The 19,325-nt window shown below is 68.4% G+C and carries 15 protein-coding genes and 1 pseudogene; 8 read left to right on the forward strand and 8 right to left on the reverse strand.

Annotation, left to right across the window (positions count from 1 at the left end):
* Window positions 1-56 precede the first annotated feature (56 nt).
* The 4 genes from POF73_RS32085 to POF73_RS32100 form a co-directional block, all read right to left on the reverse strand.
* A complete protein-coding gene (locus POF73_RS32085) occupies window positions 57-902 on the reverse strand; it encodes a carbohydrate ABC transporter permease (protein ID WP_272122532.1) in 846 nt (281 codons plus the stop codon).
* On the reverse strand, window positions 899-1,882 hold the full coding sequence (locus tag POF73_RS32090) for a carbohydrate ABC transporter permease (RefSeq protein ID WP_272122533.1): 984 nt from the start codon (window positions 1,880-1,882) through the stop codon (window positions 899-901). Before POF73_RS32090 ends, POF73_RS32085 begins: the two co-directional genes overlap by 4 nt.
* A 21-nt stretch (window positions 1,883-1,903) precedes the next feature.
* A complete protein-coding gene (locus POF73_RS32095) occupies window positions 1,904-3,151 on the reverse strand; it encodes a sugar ABC transporter substrate-binding protein (protein ID WP_272122534.1) in 1,248 nt (415 codons plus the stop codon).
* Between the two features lie 158 nt (window positions 3,152-3,309).
* A complete protein-coding gene (locus tag POF73_RS32100; protein WP_272122535.1) occupies window positions 3,310-4,356 on the reverse strand; it encodes a LacI family DNA-binding transcriptional regulator in 1,047 nt (348 codons plus the stop codon).
* Between the two features lie 473 nt (window positions 4,357-4,829).
* Here POF73_RS32100 and POF73_RS32105 point away from each other — a divergent pair, with 473 nt between their 5' ends.
* The gene (locus POF73_RS32105) at window positions 4,830-8,483 is read left to right on the forward strand and encodes a LamG-like jellyroll fold domain-containing protein (RefSeq protein WP_272122536.1); all 3,654 of its coding nucleotides are present in this window, start codon (window positions 4,830-4,832) and stop codon (window positions 8,481-8,483) included.
* Window positions 8,484-8,607: 124 nt separating this feature from the next.
* Here the strand turns inward: POF73_RS32105 and POF73_RS32110 are convergent, their stop codons facing one another.
* From POF73_RS32110 to POF73_RS32125, 4 genes and pseudogenes are all read right to left on the reverse strand, one after another.
* Complete coding sequence (locus tag POF73_RS32110; RefSeq protein ID WP_272122537.1) at window positions 8,608-9,111, reverse strand: transposase; 504 nt, start codon at window positions 9,109-9,111, stop codon at window positions 8,608-8,610.
* Between the two features lie 33 nt (window positions 9,112-9,144).
* Complete coding sequence (locus tag POF73_RS32115) at window positions 9,145-9,729, reverse strand: DinB family protein (RefSeq protein ID WP_272122538.1); 585 nt, start codon at window positions 9,727-9,729, stop codon at window positions 9,145-9,147.
* 406 nt (window positions 9,730-10,135) lie between these two features.
* Entirely contained in the window at window positions 10,136-10,315 is a 180-nt protein-coding gene (locus tag POF73_RS32120; RefSeq protein WP_272122539.1) for a hypothetical protein, read from the reverse strand.
* Between the two features lie 369 nt (window positions 10,316-10,684).
* Window positions 10,685-11,013, reverse strand: a pseudogene (locus POF73_RS32125) (GTP 3',8-cyclase MoaA); the annotation flags it as partial.
* 714 nt (window positions 11,014-11,727) lie between these two features.
* On the opposite strand from POF73_RS32125, the gene POF73_RS32130 reads away from it, so the two are divergent.
* The 7 genes from POF73_RS32130 (at window position 11,728) to POF73_RS32160 (ending at window position 19,192) form a co-directional block, all read left to right on the forward strand.
* On the forward strand, window positions 11,728-13,599 hold the full coding sequence (locus tag POF73_RS32130; protein ID WP_272122541.1) for a Hint domain-containing protein: 1,872 nt from the start codon (window positions 11,728-11,730) through the stop codon (window positions 13,597-13,599).
* A 22-nt stretch (window positions 13,600-13,621) separates the two neighbouring features.
* Window positions 13,622-14,062 carry a hypothetical protein gene (locus POF73_RS32135; RefSeq protein ID WP_272122542.1) on the forward strand — a complete coding sequence of 147 codons (441 nt, stop codon included), beginning with the start codon at window positions 13,622-13,624 and terminating at the stop codon, window positions 14,060-14,062.
* A gap of 504 nt (window positions 14,063-14,566) precedes the next feature.
* The gene (locus tag POF73_RS32140; RefSeq protein WP_272122543.1) at window positions 14,567-14,677 is read left to right on the forward strand and encodes a keywimysin-related RiPP; all 111 of its coding nucleotides are present in this window, start codon (window positions 14,567-14,569) and stop codon (window positions 14,675-14,677) included.
* Between the two features lie 26 nt (window positions 14,678-14,703).
* Window positions 14,704-16,554 (forward strand): lasso peptide isopeptide bond-forming cyclase, encoded by a 1,851-nt coding sequence (locus tag POF73_RS32145; RefSeq protein ID WP_272122545.1) that lies wholly within the window; start codon window positions 14,704-14,706, stop codon window positions 16,552-16,554.
* Window positions 16,555-16,602: 48 nt separating this feature from the next.
* Entirely contained in the window at window positions 16,603-16,857 is a 255-nt protein-coding gene (locus POF73_RS32150; protein ID WP_272122546.1) for a lasso peptide biosynthesis PqqD family chaperone, read from the forward strand.
* Window positions 16,854-17,291, forward strand: a complete 438-nt coding sequence (locus tag POF73_RS32155) for a lasso peptide biosynthesis B2 protein (RefSeq protein WP_272122547.1) — start codon at window positions 16,854-16,856, stop codon at window positions 17,289-17,291. Before POF73_RS32150 ends, POF73_RS32155 begins: the two co-directional genes overlap by 4 nt.
* Entirely contained in the window at window positions 17,288-19,192 is a 1,905-nt protein-coding gene (locus POF73_RS32160; RefSeq protein WP_272122548.1) for an ABC transporter ATP-binding protein, read from the forward strand. The genes POF73_RS32155 and POF73_RS32160 overlap by 4 nt, the downstream gene beginning before the upstream one ends.
* Window positions 19,193-19,325: the final 133 nt, after the last annotated feature.

Here is a 19,325-nt window from a genome sequence, read left to right on the forward strand (position 1 = left end):
CTACTCGTTTCTTCAACAGGAGGAAGGAAGGAGGCAAGGCGGTGACGTTACGTCGGTCAGTCCTTGACGGCGCCGGCGGTCACGCCGGCGGCGACGTAGCGCTGGGCCAGGACGAGGATGACCGCGGCGGGCAGCGAGGCCACGACGGCGGTGGCCATGATGGAGTTCCACTCCTGGTTGTTGTTGCCGATGTAGTGGTAGATGCCGAGAGTGATCGGCTCGTGGGCGCCGCCGTTGACGAGAGTGCCGGCGAAGACGAAGTCGGACCAGGACCACAGGAACGCGAACAGGGACACCGTGACGACGGCGTTGCGGCTCAACGGCAGCACGATCGACCTGAAGGTGCGCCAGGTTCCGGCACCGTCCATGGTCGCGGCCTGGAGCAGCTCGCCGGGGATGCCGGACATGAACGCGGTGAAGATCAGCACCGCGAACGGGACGGCCAGGGTGGAGTCGGCGACGATCAGACCGGGAACGGACTGGAGCAGGCCGAGCTGGAGGTAGATGGCGTAGAAGCCCATCGCCATGATGATGCCGGGGATCATCTGGGCGGCCAGCAGGACGAAGTTCAGGATACCGCCACCGCGCGGCCGCAGCTTGGCCAGTGCGTAGCCGGCCGGTGCGGCCAGGGCCACGGTCAGGACGACGGTGCCCAGGCCGGTCAGGAGGCTGGTGCCGAGGTAGGGCAACTGCTCGTCCAGTACCGTGCGGTAGCCCTCCAGGGTGCCGTGGGCGGGGATCAGCTCCGGTGGGCTCTTGCGCATGTCCTGTTCGGGGGTGAGGGACACGTTGAGCATCCAGTAGACCGGGAAGAGCATGATCGCGGTCAGCAGGACACCGACGGCCGTCTTCCACCCCGTACGGCTGGCGCGTCGGTTCAGGACCAGCTGCGGACTCGTCATGACAGCGCCTGCTTTCTCTGCACCCGGAGGTAGACCAGACCGAAGACCAGGGCGGCGACCACGAGCAGGTTGCCGACGGCCGCACCGGGGCCGAAGGCGGGCACCAGGTTGCCGAAGCCGAGGTGGTAGGACCAGGTGGCGAAGGTGGTGGACGAGTCCGCCGGGCCGCCCTTGGTCATGATCCAGATGATGTCGAAGACCTTGAGCGTGTAGATCAGCCCGAGGAGCAGGGTGATCGCGGAGACCGGGCGCAGCAGCGGGAACGTGATGCGCCAGAAACGCTGCCAGGCGTTCGCCCCGTCGAGGGCGGCCGCTTCGTACAGGCTCCCGGGGATCGACTGGAGGCCGCTGTAGAGCACGACAAGGTTGAACGGTACGCCGATCCAGATGTTCGCGATGATCACCGAGGTCAGCGACCAGTCAGGTGAGGTCAGCCAGTTCACCGGGCCGATCCCGACCGCACCCAGGGCGGCGTTGACGATCCCGGAGTCGCTGTTGAGCATCCACGACCACGTCGACGCCGACACGATCAACGGCAACAGCCACGGCACCAGGAACAGCGCCCGCAGCGTCGCCGACAACCGGAAATGCTGGTGGAAGAAGACCGCGAGGGCGAGCCCGATGCCGTACTGCAGGACCAGGCACACGACCGTGAACACCACCGTGTGCTGCAGGGCGGGGGTGAAGGTGGGGTCGTCGAGGACCTTCTGGTAGTTCTCCAGTCCGGTGAAGGGTGCGTCGCCCTGGACGAAGGAGCGGACCGTGTAGTTGCGCAGGCTCAGGTCGATGTTGCGGTACAGCGGATAGGCGTAGAACAGGACGAGGTAGAGGGTCACCGGGGCCAGGAAGGCCCAGGCGGCCCACTGCGGAGAGGTCGGACGGCGTCGTGCTCGCGCGGGGGCCGGGGGCGGGTCGGGGATGGCCGCCCCGCTCCGGGCGCGCGCGGACCGGCGGTCCGGCAGTTTTGTCGTGTGGTTCATCTGTGGACCGGAAATCTCTGGCTACTTGGCGGCGGACTGGGCCTTGCCCAGCGCGTCCTCGGGCGAGGCGGCCCCGCTGAGGGCAGACTGCACGGCCTTCCACAACTGCTCGGAAATCTTGGGGTACTTGGTGCCCAGATCGTCGCTCGTGCGCCCCTTGGCCGCCTTGACCGCGTCCGCCCACGGCTTCAACTCCGCGTTCGCCGCCACCTGCTTGTCCTGCACCTCGCCGGTAGGAGCCACGTACGACAAGATGGTGTCGGTGTCGTACAGGTTCTGGCTGCTGGTCAGGCAGGACACCAGCTTCTGGGAGGTGGCGTAGCGGCCGCTGTCGCCCTGGGCGGGCAGGGTGACGAACTCACCGCCGGTCGGGGCGGCCGCGCTGCCGCCGGCGGCGCCGGGTATGGGCAGGACGCCGTAGTCGAAGCCGGCCTTCTTCGCGTTCGCGAGCTGCCAGGTGCCGTTCTCCGCGAACGCGTAGTCACCGCTCGCGAACTCCTGCCAGCTGGTCGTCTGGGTGTTGTTGATGACGGAGTTCGGGGCGTAGCCCTTCTTCAGCCAGTCCTGCCACAGGGACAACGCGGAGACGCCCTGGGCGGAGTCGAGTTCGGTCAGCTTGGCGCCCGATCCCCAGAACCACGGCAGGAACTGGAAGCTGCCCTCCTCCGTCCCGATCGCCGAGAACGTGACGCCCTTCTTCCCCGCCTTCTTCACCTTCGCCAGCGCCGCCGTGAGCGACTTCCAGTCCTTGACCGAGGCGATGTCCACCCCGGCCTCCTTCAGCACTTCCTTGTTGTAGTAGAGGGCGAGCGTGTTGGCGCCGATCGGCGTGCCGTACGTCTTCCCACCCGCCTGGCCGGCCGCGAGCAGGTTGGGGTCGACCTTCGAGGTGTCCAGCTTGTTGTCGTCGGTCGTGGTGAGTACTCCGGCCTCGGCCAGGGTCGACACCACCGGGTTGTCGACGATGAGAACGTCCGCGGAGTTGTCCTGCTGCGCGGCCAGCAGCGCCTTGTTGGCCAGGTCACTGGTGTCGAACGCGGTCCGCTTGACCTTCACCCCCGCCTTGGTGCCGCAGGCGTCCAGCAGCTTCGCCCAGGCCGAGCTCTTGTCGAACTGGGGGTACGGGTCCCAGATGGTGTACGTGCCGCTGTCCGCACCCTTGGTGTCGCTACTTCCGGAGCCGGAGCCGCAGGCGGTGATGCTGGTGGCGACAGCCAGTGCGGTCAGGGCTGCGGCGGTCGGACGGCGCCGTCTGGAGAAGTTGCTCATCGTGAGTTCCTCTGTTTTTGGCATGCGGGTGCCGAGGGCACGGTTACTGAGGGGCGGGCACACCGAACTGCGCTGAACCGAACTACGCCGAGGTGCGCTTCGAACATTCGGCGGACCGAGATGAGAGAGCGGGGTTTTCCGCCGGGCGTGGTGAGGTGTCAGAACGACGTATCGGGCCGGGTGTTGATGGTGGGTGTGGCTCCGGCGGGCCCGGTGCTGGCCCGCAACGAGATCGGCGGCGTGAGCAGGTGGTGCCGGGCAGGCGCCTCAGGATGGTCGAGCCGTTCGACGAGCAGGTCGACGGCACGCCGGCCCATCTCCTCCGCCGGCACGTCGGCCGCGGTGAGCTGCGGGGTCACCGTCTCCGCCCACCGGCTCGCCACCACCCCGGTGACCGAGAAGTCGCGCGGCACATGGCGGCCCGCCATGGCCAGACCACGGTAAATGCCGCCCAGGGCCGCCTCGTTCAGCGTGACCAGGGCCGTGGTGGCCGGGTCGTCGTGCAGAATCCGTTCCACGCAGGTCTGGCCCGAGGCGGCGTCGTCCCCACAGCAGTACGTCCGGACCGTCAGCCCCCGCTCGGCCGCCGCCTTCGTGAATCCGTCCAGGCCACGGTGCGCGGACTCGTAACCGGACCGCAGCAGTTTCTCGGGACGGTTGACGAGAGCGACCCGGCGGTGGCCGAGATCCGCCAGGTGGTGAACGCACGCCGCCGCCAGCGCGGTGTGGTCCAGGCCCACCCACCAACCGTCCTCGGAATGAGCCGTACGGCCGATGGCGACGGACGGGAAGCCCAGCGCGGCCAGATGGTCCACCCGGTCGTCCTCCAGTCTGATCTCCATCAGGATCGCGCCGTCGACCCGCCGCTCCCCCAGCAACCGCTGGAAGGAACGGTCACTGTCCACGCCGCTCGGTGACAGCAGCACGTCGTAGTCGTGGGCCGCGGCGGCCTCGACGACACTGCCGATGAAATCCAGCTGCATCCCGGTGTAGTGGTTGCCGGCCGGCGGGAAGACGAGGCCGATCGTGCTGGTCCGTCCGTTGGCCAGGGCACGGGCGCTGGCGCTGGGCCGGTAACCCAGCTCGTCGACGACCTGCTGGATCTTCCGACGCGTGTCCTCGGACACGGGGCGCTTGCCGCTCAGCGCATAGGACACGGTGCTCCGCGAGACACCGGCCCTGCGGGCGATTTCACCGATGTTCACGGCGACTCCTTGCTCGAACCGGTTCGACACCCGGAGACAGAAGCGTCTGTCGGTCGTGCGGATGCGGGGTGGGCTGAGGGGCGACCCCGGCCTGTCGAACCGGTTCGCGTAAAGGACGCTAGGAACTGCCCGTACGTCTGTCAACACTTCCGACCCATTCCCTCGACGCCGGCAAGGATCCCCGAGACCTTGCGTCCGGGGGATTGCTGGCCCGGTTTCTCCAGTGCTAGCTTCGCCGAACCGGTTCGATGAAGTGATCCTTCCGGCAGCGAAGCGCCGATTTCCCGATTTCCCGGCAGCACAGGGGTCGCCATTCTCGCTCGCCTCGAAATTGCCCTTGCCGCCGGAGTCCGGGATCGAACCGGTTCGAGTTGCCCGCCTCAGAGCCTTCGTACTCAGACCGGCACGTGGACGAGGCGTCGACCGAGGTGGGCCGACAAGGACCCGTTACTCAAGGATTGAGGACGCAATCCATGCCATCCGCTGACAGATCCGCCCGGCGCCGAGCCCCGGCCGCCGTGGCCGTCGCTCTCGGCGCGGGCCTGCTGACCGCACCCGCAGTCCCGGCGCAGGCGGCCGACGCGCCCCGGCCGACCGCGCGCTACACGTTCGACCAGGACGATCTCGCCTCCGGCAGGATCACCGACAGCTCCGGACACGGTCTGACGGCGACCCTGGTGAACGGCTCCACCGCCCAGTTCGTGGCGGGCACGGACGGTGGCAAGGCCCTGGCCCTGCCCGGTGGGGCGCCCACCTCCGACGGTGCGTACGTCCGGCTGCCCCGCGAAGTGATCGGTGACGCGACCGACCTGACGGTCTCCGCCCGCGTGAAGTGGAGCGGCGACAAGGCGTCCTGGCAGCGGATCTTCGATCTCGGTACCAGCACCACCAAGTACCTCTTCAGTACCCCGTACAACGGCGACGGGCTGTTCCAGACGTCCGTGACCACTGGCGGAGGCGGAGCGGAGACGCAGGTCCGCGGCTACGCGATGCTTCCCTCGGACGCGTGGCGGACGGTCACCGTCACGCTCGACACCGGCGCCGGCCGGCTCACCACCTACCTCGACGGAGTGGCGATCGCCTCCGCCGCGACCGGCATCAAGGCCAAGGAGCTGCTGGAGGGTTCGGCCACGGCCGCCGGTTACATCGGCAAGTCCTTCTGGCCCGACCCGCTGCTCAAGGGCGCGGTCGACGACTTCACCGTGTGGCATTCGGCGCTGAGCGCGGAGCAGGTGGCCGGTACGGTCGGGACCGTGCCGACCGTCCAGGAACTCTCGAAGACGTCCTTCGACGTCCGTACCACGGCAGGGACCGCCCCGTCCCTGCCGGGCGCCGTCCGCTCCTCGTTCTCCGACGGCTACGACCGCGACACACCGATCACCTGGGATGCCGTACCGGCCGAGAAGTACGCGAAGCCGGGGACGTTCACCGTGGCCGGAACGGCGGCCGGGCGGGCCGTGAAGGCGACCGTCACCGTGGTCCGCGAGGGACAGCTCACCGTCGACCTCGGCTCGGACACCGGCGCGTTCCACGGCGGCGCCTCCGGCACTCTCTATGGCGTGTACGGACCGGACGTCCCCACGAACAACCTCATCGAGGGCATGGGCCTGCGCACGGTCTCGACGAAGGCGCAGGACGGCCCGCAGCACCAGGGGGCCGACGCGCTGGAGGTGGTCAAGCCACTGGCTGACTCCACCAACGGTGATGTCTACATCTACATGACCGACATCCACCGCGGCTTCCCCTACCAGTGGCCCGGCGACACCCCCGCGGAGAAGCTCAAGCTCTACAAGGAGAAGCTCGCCAAGCAGGTCGACCAGGTCCTGAAGCTGCCGAAGGAGTACCAGGACAACATCGTCTTCGTGCCGTTCAACGAGCCCGAGGGCAACATGTTCGGCACCGGTGAGTGGAGCTACAACAAGGTCAGCTGGCTGAACGACCCCGACGACTTCTTCGCCGCCTGGGACGACGCCTACAAGCTCATCAAGGGACGGATGCCAAACGCCCGTATAGCCGGCCCCAACACCAGCGTGCTCTACGACCAGGTGAAGGGCTTCCTCACCCACACCCTCGCCGCGGGCACGCTGCCCGACGTGATCACCTGGCACGAGCTGAGCCACCCGGAAGCGGTGCGCGAGAGCGTCGTCAAGTACCGGGCGTGGGAGAAGGACCTGTTCAAGGGCACCGACCGCGAGGGCACCCGACTCCCCATCAACATCAACGAGTACGCCTTCAACTACCACACCTCCGTCCCCGGCCAGATGATCCAGTGGGTGTCCGCGATCGAGGAGTCCAAGGTCGACGCCGACATCGCCTACTGGAACATCGACGGCAACCTCTCCGACTCCGCGGTGCAGTCCAACCGCGGCAACGGCCAGTGGTGGCTGCTCCACTCGTACGCCTCGATGAGCGGCCACACGGTGAAGGTGGCTCCGCCGTTCCCCGGCGAGAACTACACCATGCAGGGTGTCGCCACGCTCGACGCGAAGAAGAGGCAGTCCCGGCTGATCTTCGGCGGCTCCACCGGCAAGGGCCACATCACCTTCGCGGGTGTCCCCAAGAAGGTCTTCGGGGACCGCGTGCACGCCTGGGTGCGCGAGATCGACTGGAGCGGACAGGTCGGCGACAACTCCGGACCGAAGCTGCTGACGGAGACGAACCTGAAGGTCAGTGACGACGGCAAGGTCGTCATCGACTTCGGCGACGGCGCGCTGCCGAAGCTGAAGGAGTCCTCGGCCTACGAGATCGTCCTCAGCCCGGCCGGAAAGGCGAAGGGCACGCAGTCGCCGCCGGTCCGCTGGCAGGGGTCGTACGAAGCGGAGGACGCCGCCCACTCCGGGTCCGGCTACACGAAGAACGGCCCCGAGGGCTCGCCGCGCGACGTGTCGAAGTTCTACACCTCCGGCGGCTACGACGTGGGTGGCCTGCGCACCGGCTCGGACGTCACGCTCGACTTCACCGTCGACGTGCCCGAGGACGGCACCTACGACCTGAGCGCCTTCGCGAACTCCCTCAACACCTTCGACAAGGTGAAGGAGCAGGGCCCCACCAACGTCTTCCTGCGTGTGGACGGCAATGCGGACAGCGAGCAGGAGCTGTACCTGCCGCTCGGCTACAAGTGGGTGGTGTGGGACCACACCGACACCAAGGTGAAGCTCACCAAGGGCAAGCACACGCTGACGCTCGCCGCGAAGAGCCTCGACGGCAAGCGGGCCACGAACGGCGACGCCATCGTCGACCGGCTCACCCTCTCCCTCCCCGAGGCTTCGGCCGACACCCAGGTGTACGAGGGCGAACTGGCCTGGCTGGGCGGCGGTGCACAGCCGGTCTACGACCTGCCGAAGGAGTCGGCGACCGGCTCGGGCGCAGCCCGGCTCGCCAAGGGCCAGACCGCCACGTTCTGGGTCTACTCACCGGCCGATCGCGAGGCCACCCTCAGCGTCGACACACTCGGCGGCACGGGCGCCCGGCTCTCCGCCAACGGGCGCGAGGTCCTGCGCCTGGCGAAGGACAGGAGCAGCGTGGCGGTCTCCCTCTCGGGCGGCGTCAACAAGGTGACGTTGACCGGGGGTTCGTCCACCACCCTCGTCGACCGCCTCACGGTCACACCCACCGAGGGCACCCTGCCGGTACGTACGTACGAGGCGGGCGACGCCGAACTCGCGGGCTCGGCCACGCTCACCCCCCTCACCCTGGCGACCGGCGGCACGGCGATCACCGGCATCGGCGGCGACCCCGGCAATGGCAACACCGCGACGTTCACCGTCGCCGCGGACCGGGACGGCCTGTACGCGCTGCGCATCCGCTACTCCAACCCCGAGCAGGCCGAGGCCACCCACTACAACCCGGATCCGCTCGCCCGCCACGCCGACATCACGGTCAACGGCGGTGAGACGCGGCGCGTCGGCTTCCCGCACAGCTTCCACCAGAACAACTTCTGGGAGCTGACCGTTCCGGTCCAGCTGAAGAAGGGACAGAACACCATCGCCTTCCGCTCCGAGGAACTGCCGAACTTCGACGGCACCACCTACGCCTCGGACACCTTCCCCGGTGTACCGCTCCGCTCCCGCTACGCACCGCTGATCGACCAGATCACCGTCGCCCCTTATGCGCGCGAGGTGCGCTGAGATGATCACCACCGGCGGCAACGTGCCGCGCGCGGACGCCGGGTAGCAGGGCATCGCGTCCCACCCCGTCCGGCAGACACACGCCCACTTCGCCGCCGGCGCCGCAAGGAGACGCCCGGGTTCGTCATGGTCGACGGATCCGGGCGCCTTCCTGCTCGCGCGCCCGATGCTGCAGGTCAACCCGAGGATGGCGTCCCGGCTTTCCGAGATCGAAAGAGATCTGATGTTCCGTCGGAAACGTGCGGAAGAGGAGCGATGGCTGGGTGAGACCGAGGGGATCGACATGACCCCGACGTTCGTCCGCAGCAAGCCGGCCGACGTCGCGCGGCTCACCAGCCGACCGCCGGTAGCCCTCGGATTCCCGACTCCCGGAACCCGCCGCCAATGACCGCATGAAGCGGGGATGCGCAGTGGCGGGCGACGTGCCGAACGTCGGCGGCAGATGCCGCCAGGAACAGCCGCTGGTCAGCGCGTACACCACTGCCGTGAACACGGCCCGCCCGTCACACGGAGCGGTCCCAGCATCTTGCGGACGAGCAGCGAACGACGACAGCAACGGGGCGGCCAGCTCCCAGAGTTCATCAGGAACCGGACCCTTCGATAGATCAGCGCCCGCGACCGGCATCATGCCGCACGAACATCAAGTCACGTGAGACAACCTCTAAGCCTTGATTGATGCGGCCGACCTGGCGGCCTGCTCGATCTTCGCGCAGTAGGCTGCACGGGCTTCCTCGTCGATCTGCTGCTCGTTCTCGGCGCGCACGCCGGTCCGGCCGTCGAGGCCCTCACGCAGGATATCGGCGTGCCCGGCATGCCGGATGGACTCGCCGAGGACATGGACCATGATGGCGAACAGGTTCGTGTTGGGATAAGGCTCCGGCCACCACGGCACGTGGCCGGGGGCGTCGAGGGGAAGCTCGTTGATCGTCGCGTCCGAGTGTTCCCACGTGCGCCGGTAGAACCCGATGATCTGATCGCGGGTCTCGTCCTCGGCCGCCCACTGATCGCTGCCGTCGGAGTCCTGCCACCGGGACAGCGATTCCGGGGAAGGGCGGTCGAAGACCTCGCCGAAGTACCTGGCCTCGACGGTGGCCACGTGTTTGACCAGGCCGAGGAGATTGGTCCCGGTCGCCGTCAATGGTCGGCGGGCGTCGTATTCGGACAAGCCGTCGAGTTTCCAGAGCAGCGCCTCGCGGTCCCGCCGCAGTCTCCCGTGCAGGTTGTCCTTCGCGAATTCATCGATCATGCGGCATGAGCCTGCCATGGGCTGCTCGTGGTCTCAAGATCCCGTACGCGGTCCGCAACGCCTGGCAGAGCCGAGGCCTGGCCATGGGCCGCCGCCCTGACCTGCCTCAAGAAGCTCGCGATACTTGCCACGTGAGACAACCTCTGAACAGTCTCCTACGTCGTGAGCCCGAAGAGGTGTTGTGAGAATTGCGCTAGTAGCGAGGCCGAGGCTGCGGTAATCGGACAGCCAGAACAGCTCGCTCTATGCCCAGCGGCATCGCCCTGACCGTTTCGCTGGACTCGGCCTCTTTCCGGGCGATGCCCAATCCGACCCGCTTCCGTCGAAGCCCTGTCCGCAGATCTGCGCGGTCGTGTGATCGGCTGCGTGAAGGAGCTGTGCTTGAAAAGGCTCGCACCACAGGGCCTCAGGGGCCGCCGCACTCGCGGCAAGCCTTCAGCCATCCCGAGGTGTCCGTGACATCACCCCTGGCTGACAGTCCATGTAATCGGGCCAGGGCCACTGCGCACCCCGTGTTCAGGGCATCAATGGCGGCGGTCTCATCCGGTGTCAGCGCGAGGCCGAAGACGTCGAGGTTCTCGGCCATGCGTACGGCGTGGACTGGCCTCGGGACAGCGGACAGACCGTGCTCGACGTGCCAGCGCAGGATCACCTGGGCCGACGCCCTGCCATACCTCGCGGCCATTTCGGTGACCACCGGCTGGGGCGCGCGTCTTTCGCCGAGCCGGAGCTGCTCTCGGATCAGGCCAAGAGATCCACCGGCTGCGGCAGCCCTCATCGCCACAGCCTCGCCGCTGGCGGGAGTGGGCCAGTCCATGGACGGATTCGCAGACCAGGCGAGCGCGGATGACCTCGTCGTCGGTGAGCAGGTCGGGCGGGCGCGTCCGGCCAGTGCAGACCCTCCTCGGGCATGCAGATGCACGCGCAAGGCTGTCTCCTCCTGCGCGAACAGTCAGGTGCGTATCCGGCCGTTGGCGCCGTAAGGCGGCTGCGGTCGCAGGCCTCGCAGAACGGGCGGGTGACGGAGGCGACGACGCCGACGCGGTGCGGGCCGCCCTCGACGACCCAGCGCTCGGCGAGGGCTGATCTCCACTCGTCCGTGCACCTCGGATTCAGGTCGAAGCGGGTGCGCAGCGAGGCCTGGATGTCACCCGCGGTCACCACGCCTTCGCGCTTCCAGCCGTGCTGGGCGTCCAGGTGCATCTGCTTGATGAAGCGCAGTTCGTAGTCGTGTTCCACCGCCCAGGCGACGAGGTCTGGGGCCTCGCCTTCGTTCAGCCCCGGCCGGGTGGGGCTTGGCCAGCCAGTGCAGAGCCCCCTCGGGCATGCACTGCTTACATCGCGGATTGCAACGGTCGGTCAGCGAGACCCTCAGGTCGGTGGCCACTCGGCCGTAGATGTCGATGAGGACGTGGGCCCCTCCCGCGCAGCGGATGGCCTGCTGCGAGAGGCAGTTGACCTTTCACAGGGCGAAGTGGATAGTGTCACTATCCAAGTTGCGGCGGACAGCCGGCGCTGTCGGCGTGCCCAGAGGGGCGGCGCCGCCGCAAAGCGGCGACTGCCGAGTTCGGGGAGCGTATGACAGAGCCGGGGCAGGGCAGCGGTCAGAGTGGGCACGGAGCCCGGCAACCGGGCAAGGGTCCGGACATTGAAAGGCCGTACGGGCCGCCGCCGGGTGACCCGTGGCCGGGAACCCCAGCATCGCCGGACCGACCACCTTTCTTGGACGGGCAGTTCCCTCCGCCACCACATCCGCCGATGCCCAGCCACTCCCCTGGGCCTGTCCCGCGGCGCAGGCGCCTGTTACTGCTTGGCGCAGGCGCCGGAGGACTCGTCCTCGCCCTGCTCGCCGGGCTGCTGTTCCTGGGCGGCGACGACAGCGAGAGCCCGGTCGCCGACGGCAAGAAGTCCGCGAAGGTCGACCCTCGGACGCTCCAGCCCTACCGCCTCGCCCTCGCCGGCCTCGCCGCTGCCCCCGGGCTGCGCTACAAGGACGACGTGCCCGGCGGCATGATGAAGCGCGAGGTCACCGTCACTGCCGCGGGCAGTCGCTTCGGCAGCAGCGGCTTCAGGCGAGACGAACTCGACCGAGAGATACTCAGCGTCGGTGGCAAGACCTTCACCCGCTGGCGCGTGGACCCCGCTGCCACGAACGGCGCCAAGAAGCCGAGCATCTGGGATGCCGGAGAGGGCCCGGACTCCGCACTCACCGACGAGCTGACCAAGCACCGGCCCGCGCCATCGGAATTGGCGAACCAGTTCTTCGCGGCCCTGGGCGAACTTGAGGACAAGCCCCCCGCCGACGGCTACCGCTCCAGTTCTCGCACCGTGGACGGCGCCGAAGCGCAGGCCCTCGACACGCCGGCCGGACGGCTCGTCATCACCCGCAAGGAGCCCTACCGGGTGCTGAGGCTGGAGCCTCCGAGCGGGTTCGTGCCCGGCGCGGCATCCTCCACGTCCGTGGATCGAGCGTCATACACGACCGCGCGCATGGCGGCCGACGACGACGGTGGCCAGAGCGAGGGACCCTTCGATGGCGCGGACACCCTGGCCCTGGACGTGGAACCGGTCACGGAATCCGACGCCCCCGCCATGTACGACACCCTTGAGGAGCAGACCAAGGAACTTGGCAAGGCGGGCGACAGCGGCATCTCCTTCGCACTGAACGGCTCCGGCACCGTCCAGTGCAGCTCCGGCGGCTGCACCGCCACCGGCAACTTCTCCGGACAGATCACCAGCGACGCCAAGTCCCGGCTGGTGAGCGGCCAGGTCACCGCCGTGATGACCTCCACCTTCAGCATCGACGGGCAGTCCGGTGGCAGTTGCACAAGCGCCGCCGGCACCTTCCCGGTCAGTGGCTCCACTGTCTCCGGCAGCCTCACCTGCTCCAGCCCCGGCGCCGGCGCAACCTTCGCCTCTGTCGAGTCCCGCAAGAAAGCCGAAGCCCAGGCCCGCTCCCGCGCCAGCGGCGGACGCCCCGTGCAGTACTCGATTCCGCTGAGTGCCAACTCACTGATCAGCGCTCGCGCGCTCGCAACGGTCGAGGTGAAAAGGCTGGTCCAGCGGGTAGGCAAGGAGCGCAACCGGCCCGAGTGCTCGACCTCGCACAGCTTCCCGGCCGGCACCCCGGTGCTGCTCGCGGACGGCTCCCGGCGGCCCATCGAGGACGTCAGCCCCGGCGACCTCGTCATGTCCACCGATCCGGTACGGGATCTCCGTGGAGCGCAGCGGGTGACCCGGCAGATCGTCACCAGCACCGACAAGGACTTCACCAGGCTCGAACTCACCACCGAGGACGGCCCCGCGACCGTCACGGTGACCGACAACCACCCCTTCTGGTCGCGAACGGCGAGCCGTTGGAAGAACGCGTCGCAACTGCGGGCCGGTGAGAAGCTGGCAGGGGTCGGCACATCCCCCGAGGTCACCGCGACAGCCGATCTCAAGGGCACCCGGCCGACGTACGACCTGACCGTCGAGTACATCCACACGTACTATGTATTCGCTGGACAGACGCCGGTTCTGGTTCATAACAGTGGAGGATGCCTTCCTCCCCTCCGGGACTGGCACAGTCAGCGGTTCCAGTTCGGGAATCATTCCTTCTTGCTCGATAAGAAGGGAATGGAACACATCCTCACTCGCCATCACCCGAAGTATTGGGATGGCTCCGTGAAGAAGAACCAGTCCTTCTTTGATTCGGGCATGAGTGTTGCTGACGTCCAGGGTGCCATCGGTCAAGTTATGCGCCAGAACCGCGATACTCTTCTTCGGCGAGGCAGTCAGGGCATGTACCAGATTTACGGGAACGTCAACGGAATCGATTACGTGCTCGGCATGAACAGAGGCCGAGTGGGCCAGTTCTATCGGAAATAACAATCATTGAAGGACCTTGAGTGTGGTTGAGATCGAGACGTTCCTGAAGGGTGCGGACGGCACGTTCGTGCAGGTGGAAGCCTGCCGTACCCCACCGCCCGACCTGGACTACATCGAAGGTGCCATTCGGCTGACCGTTGACGGATCGGAAGTCATCGGCACTGAAGAGTGGGACTACGTCGACCAGCTCTGGTGTTACATTGCCGAGATGGTGACGAAAACGCAGTCGTCAGGATATGCGGAGACATACTTCCCGGACCAGCCGATCAAGCTCTCTTTCCAGGTCACAGGGTCACGTGTCTCAGTGGCTGCCAAAATTGGCGACGAAGTCAAGACTGCGAACGCCCCGTACGAGGAATTCCTGAAGGCTGTCAAAGCGGCTGGGGCGACCTTCTTCGCGAAGATGTCCGAGCTGGCCCCGTCCAATTCATATATTGAGGCACAACGGGGACTGTCAGCTTAACCATCCGAGGACAACGTCAGTGGACGACGTCGACACGGGTCCGCTTTCGGAATCAGCCGGCTGGGCATGGGCCGCCTGCCGCACTCGTGGCGCTGCACCGACTCGGCCGCCGGTGAAGTGTCCGGGGAACGCTTCGGACCGGGACCACAGAAAGCGGCGCATGTCCGGGGGCCCGGAGTGCGCCGAGCGGCGCCGCCCGTGTCCGTCGGCAGGCGCGTCCGGGAAAAAGTGGCAGGCAGCCACCACGGCACACCTCAAAACGTTTCTTTCCATGCACACACATCCGGGGCGCAGAACAATCGCAGCGTCAAGAACGGCCGCAGGGGAACGGCGCACAACCCCACGAAATGGAAGTTTGCATATTATCTGAGCTTCTCAAACGCTCTTGCCATGGGCTCACGTTCTGCAGCTAGCTGGGTGCTGCGTCCACTTCCTGGCCCGGGTTCCCGATGAACCGTGGGCCGTCAGGGAGGTGGGCGAGAAACCCGCACGTCAGGAGTGGTCATGAAGAAGGCATATGAGGCGCCGACGCTCGTCCGGCTCGGTACTTTCCGGAAGGAGACGGGGCTCCTCGGGAGCGCCGGCAACGACCGGCTGATCCTGAGCAAGAACTGACGACCGACGGTCCTTGACTCGACGTCATGACTGAACTGCACGAAAGTGCGGGGACGGGCCCCGGCGACGCGCACTTCGTGGTCTTCACCGACCATGCGGACGCGGCCGCCGTGGCCCGCTCCTTCGCCCGCCCCGGAAGCCGGAGCCTCGCCCATGCGTCAGGCCGGCCCTGGCTGGTCGGCCACTGGCACGACGACGAAGTCGTCACGGCGCACGTCGGCACCGCCGCTCTTGCCGTCGTCGGCTGCTGCCCCATCGACGCCGACGAACTACGGCGCCGGGCAGCACGGTTGCGTGATCTCGCGGAGCTCGACGCTCTGGCCCGGTCCCTGCCCGGCAGCTTCCACCTCGTCGGCGCTCTCGACGGACAGATCAGGATTCAGGGCACGGCCTCCGGACTGCGGCTCGTGTTCCACGCGGAGTTCGACGGCGTACGGGTGGCCGCCACCCGTGCCGACACGCTCGCCGCCGTCCTGGGCCTCGACCCCGACGTCGAGGAGTTGGCGGTGAGGCTGTTGTGGCCCGCCCCGTACCCGCTGTTCGAGACGTCCCTGTGGCGAGCGGTCTCCGCTGTGCCTCCACAGGACGCCCTGGTCATCGCCGCGGACGGGCGTACCGTTCGGCACACCCGGTGGTGGACGCCACCGCAGCCGGTCCGGCCGCTCGCCGAAGCGGCGCCCCTGATCCGGACAGCGCTTCAAGAGGCCGTGGACGCACGCACGCAGCAAGGCGGCGTCGTGAGCTGCGACTTGTCCGGCGGCCTGGACTCGACCTCCGTCTGCTTCCTGGCCGACCGCTCCCCCGCCCGTGTGGTGGCCAGCACGTGGCCGGGACGCGATCCGGCGGACACCGACCTGCACTGGGCCCGGCGAGCGATCGGGCACCTACCGGACGTCGAGCACGTGGTCTGGGATGCCGACGCCTCGCCACTGGTCTACGAGGACCTGCTCGGCATCGACGACCTCCTCGACGAGCCCACCATCGGCGTCATGGACCGCTCCCGGGTCCTGCACCATCTGCCCGGACTCGCCGAACGCGGCAGCAGGTTGCACCTGACCGGCATCGGCGGCGACCACGTGGCATGGTGCTCCGAGGCGTACTACCACCGGCTGCTGCGCACCCGTCCACTGTCCGCCCTGCGTCAGTTGCGCGGCTTCCGGGCGCTATGGCAGTGGCCGCTCGGCGATACGGTCCGCGCGCTCGCCGACTCCCGGCCGTACCGGAAGTGGCTGGCCGACGCGTCCGGGCAGCTGCGTGGCCCGTTGCCCTCGTCCGTCGCGACGGGGCTCGGCTGGGGCATGGCCCCGCGTCTGTTCGACTGGGTGACCCCCGAGGCGGAGCGGATGGCCCGCCGGGCACTGCTCGACGCCGCGGCGACGGCCGCGCCCCTGCATCCGGACCGTGGCCTGCACAGCGACCTGGAACAGATCCGCTCGTGTACCCGCGTCATCCGGCAGTGGGATCGAATGGCGGCGCGCGTCGGCCTGCCGATGGCCTCGCCCTTCCTCGACGACCGCGTCATCGAGGCATGTCTGGCCGTACGTCCGGACGAGCGCGTCACGCCCTGGCGGTACAAGCCCGTACTGAGCACCGCGATGCGCGGGATCGTGCCCGAGGACTGCCTGCGGCGGAGCAACAAGGCCACGGCCTCCATGGACGCCTCCAACGGACTGCGCGAACACCGGGCCGACCTGCTGGCCCTGTGGGAGGACTCGCGACTGGAGGCGCTGGGCCTGGTGGACGGCGCCGAACTGCGCCGCCTCGCCCGGCGCCCCGCCTCCAAGGGGCTGTCCGACGCCATCCTCTACTCCACGATCGCCGCCGAGGTGTGGCTGCGGGGAATCGCCCGCGACCACACCCGTGTCCCACGCCCCTGACCCGATCCCCGCTCCAGACAACGTCAGACACGTCAGAAAGGCCCTCACATGGCCCTGCGGTTCGTCGACACCATCTCTACGGCCGAGACCGACTACGGCACGGTGCTGCTGGACGAACGCGCCGGCGAATACTGGGAGTTGAATCCGACGGCCACCTTGGTGGTACGGACGCTCCTTGACGGCGGCGAGGAGTCGGAGGCGGCCGCCGCCCTGGTCCGGGAGTTCGACATCGACCAGGGACAGGCCCTGCAGGACGTCGAAGCGCTCGTACGGCAGCTGCGCAGTTCGGGGCTCGCCTCATGACGACACCCAGCGCCCTCGAACGGCCCACGGACGTGCCCCTGTCCCGACGCCTGGCCGCCCGCCTCGTTCTGCTCCCCGCCGTCGCCCTCGCTCTCCTGCCGCCCCGCCGTATCCGCACCGTGCTCGGCATCCTGCGGCGCGGTGCCACGCCCGCCACCACCGCGCAGGCTCAGAACGCGCGCGACGCCATGTGCGCGGCCAGCCTGCACTGTGCCGGGCCCAAGGGGTGCTTGCCGCGCTCCCTGGGAGCGGCACTGCTGTGCCGGCTCGGCGGGACCTGGCCGACCTGGTGCACCGGCGTACGCGTTGTCCCACCCTTCACCGCGCATGCCTGGATCGAGGCGGAAGGCCGTTCCGTCGGCGAGGGTGTGCCGGAGGGCTACTTCGCGCCGCTGGTGACCGTCGGCCCGCCGCCACGACCGACGGACCGATGACCGGCAGCACAGCGCCGGAAGACGGCCGGGCCGCGGTCGCCGACGGCAACGGCAACGGCAACGGCAACGGCAACGGCAACGGCAACGGCAACGGCAACAACAAGTCCACCCGGGCGGCGGTGGTCACGATGTACCGGCTCACCGCCGGGCACCGGAGCGCCATCGCCGTCGCCATCGCACTGACCCTCGCGGCCTCCGCCCTGGGGCTGGCCCAACCACTCGTCGCCAAGCACGTCGTGGACGCGAGCAGCCGCGGGCTGATCATCTGGCCGCTGCTGGCGCTCCTCGGTGCGCTGTTCGTCGCCGAAGCGGCGACGGGATCCGTGGGGCGCTTCCTGCTGGAGCGGATGGGCGAAGGCATCGTGCGGCAGCTCCGGCACGGGCTGGTGGGCCGACTGCTCCGGCTGGAGATGAGGGAATACGGCCGACACCGGGGCGGCGACCTCATCTCCCGGGTGACGACCGACACCACCGTGCTCCGGGAGGTCGTGTCGCAGGCACTCGTCGATCTGGTGACGGGAAGCCTTGTCGCCGCCGGGGCGGTCGTCCTCATGGCCTGGCTCGACCCCCTGCTGCTCCTCCTGGTCGCCGTCACCGTGGCCGGCGCGGCCCTGATCGTCGCCTCACTGCTCACAGGCATCCGATGCGCGTCCGAACGCATGCAGGACTCGGTCGGTGCCGTCGGCGCCGACCTCGGGCGCGCCCTCGATGCCCTGCCGATGGTCCGCGTGCACCGTGCCGAGGAGCGCGAGGCGGCGGGCATCGGCGCACGTGTCGAGGCGGCTTACAGCGCGGGGGTACGCACCGCGAAGCTCGCCTCGGTGATGAGCCCCGCTGTGGAACTCGCCGTGCAGGGCTCCTTCCTCATCGTGCTGGTGGTGGGCGGCCTGCGCGTGGGCGGCCACGCCGGCTCCCTCGGCGACCTCGTCGCCTTCCTGCTGTACGCCTCGTACCTCGTCCTGCCGTTGTCGTCCGTCTTCCGTGCCGTGAGCCTCATTCAGCGCGGAATGGGCGCCTACCAGCGCATCGAAGAGGCCCTGTGTCTGCCCGTGGAGCCGACCGCACCGCTGGTGCCGACGGTCCACGCACTCACGCCGCCGCTGACAGGTCCGCTTGCCACCCCTGACCAGCCCGCCCTCGCCCTGCACGACGTCCGCTTCGGCTACGACCCGCAACGGCCGGTCCTGCGCGGCGTGTCGTTCACCGTGGCACACCGTCAGCACGTCGCCTTGGTGGGCCGGTCGGGAGCCGGCAAGAGCACGGTGTTCGCCCTGGTGGCGAGGTTCTACGAGCCGGACGCCGGGACCGTGTTCTTCGACGGGCGGCCCGCCACCGGACTCACCCGAGACGCCTGCCGCCGACGCATCGCCGTCGTCGACCAGAACGCCCACGTCGTCCACGGCACCCTGCGCGACAACATCGCCTACGCCGCGCCCGATGCCACGGAGGCCGAGATCCGGCGCGTCATGGAACTGGCCCGGCTGGAAGAGGTCGTCGACCGGTTGCCCGGCGGTCTGGCGGCCGCCGTCGGCGAACACGGCAGCACCCTCTCCGGCGGTGAACGCCAACGCGTCGCCATCGCCCGCGCGTTGCTGGCGCGCCCCTCATTGCTCCTGCTGGACGAGCCCACCTCCCACCTTGACGCGATCAATGAGTCGGCGCTCATCAGCGTCATGAAGGATGTCGCCCAGGAGTGCGCCGTGCTGGTCATCGCGCACCGCCTGTCCACCGTGCAGCACGCCGACCACATCGTCGTGCTGCACGACGGCCGCACAGCCGCCGGCGGACGCCACGAGGAGTTGCTGGCCGACAGCCCCCTCTATCGGGAGCTGGCCGCGAGCCAGATGCTCCGTCCGGGCGGGGGCCCCGCGAGCGGCGAGGGCGCGGGAGCGACCGGTTGATGCAGCATCACCTCAGATCGGCGCCGATAGGTCGCCGCGAACGTGGCGGACCTGAGCGAGTTCACGGGCACGGAGCACCAGCCGCCCGCGGGGGTCGAACTGGTTGCCTGCTCCCTCTGCAAGAACACTGACC

The organism is Streptomyces sp. HD, assembly GCF_028369295.1.
Taxonomy (GTDB): domain Bacteria; phylum Actinomycetota; class Actinomycetes; order Streptomycetales; family Streptomycetaceae; genus Streptomyces.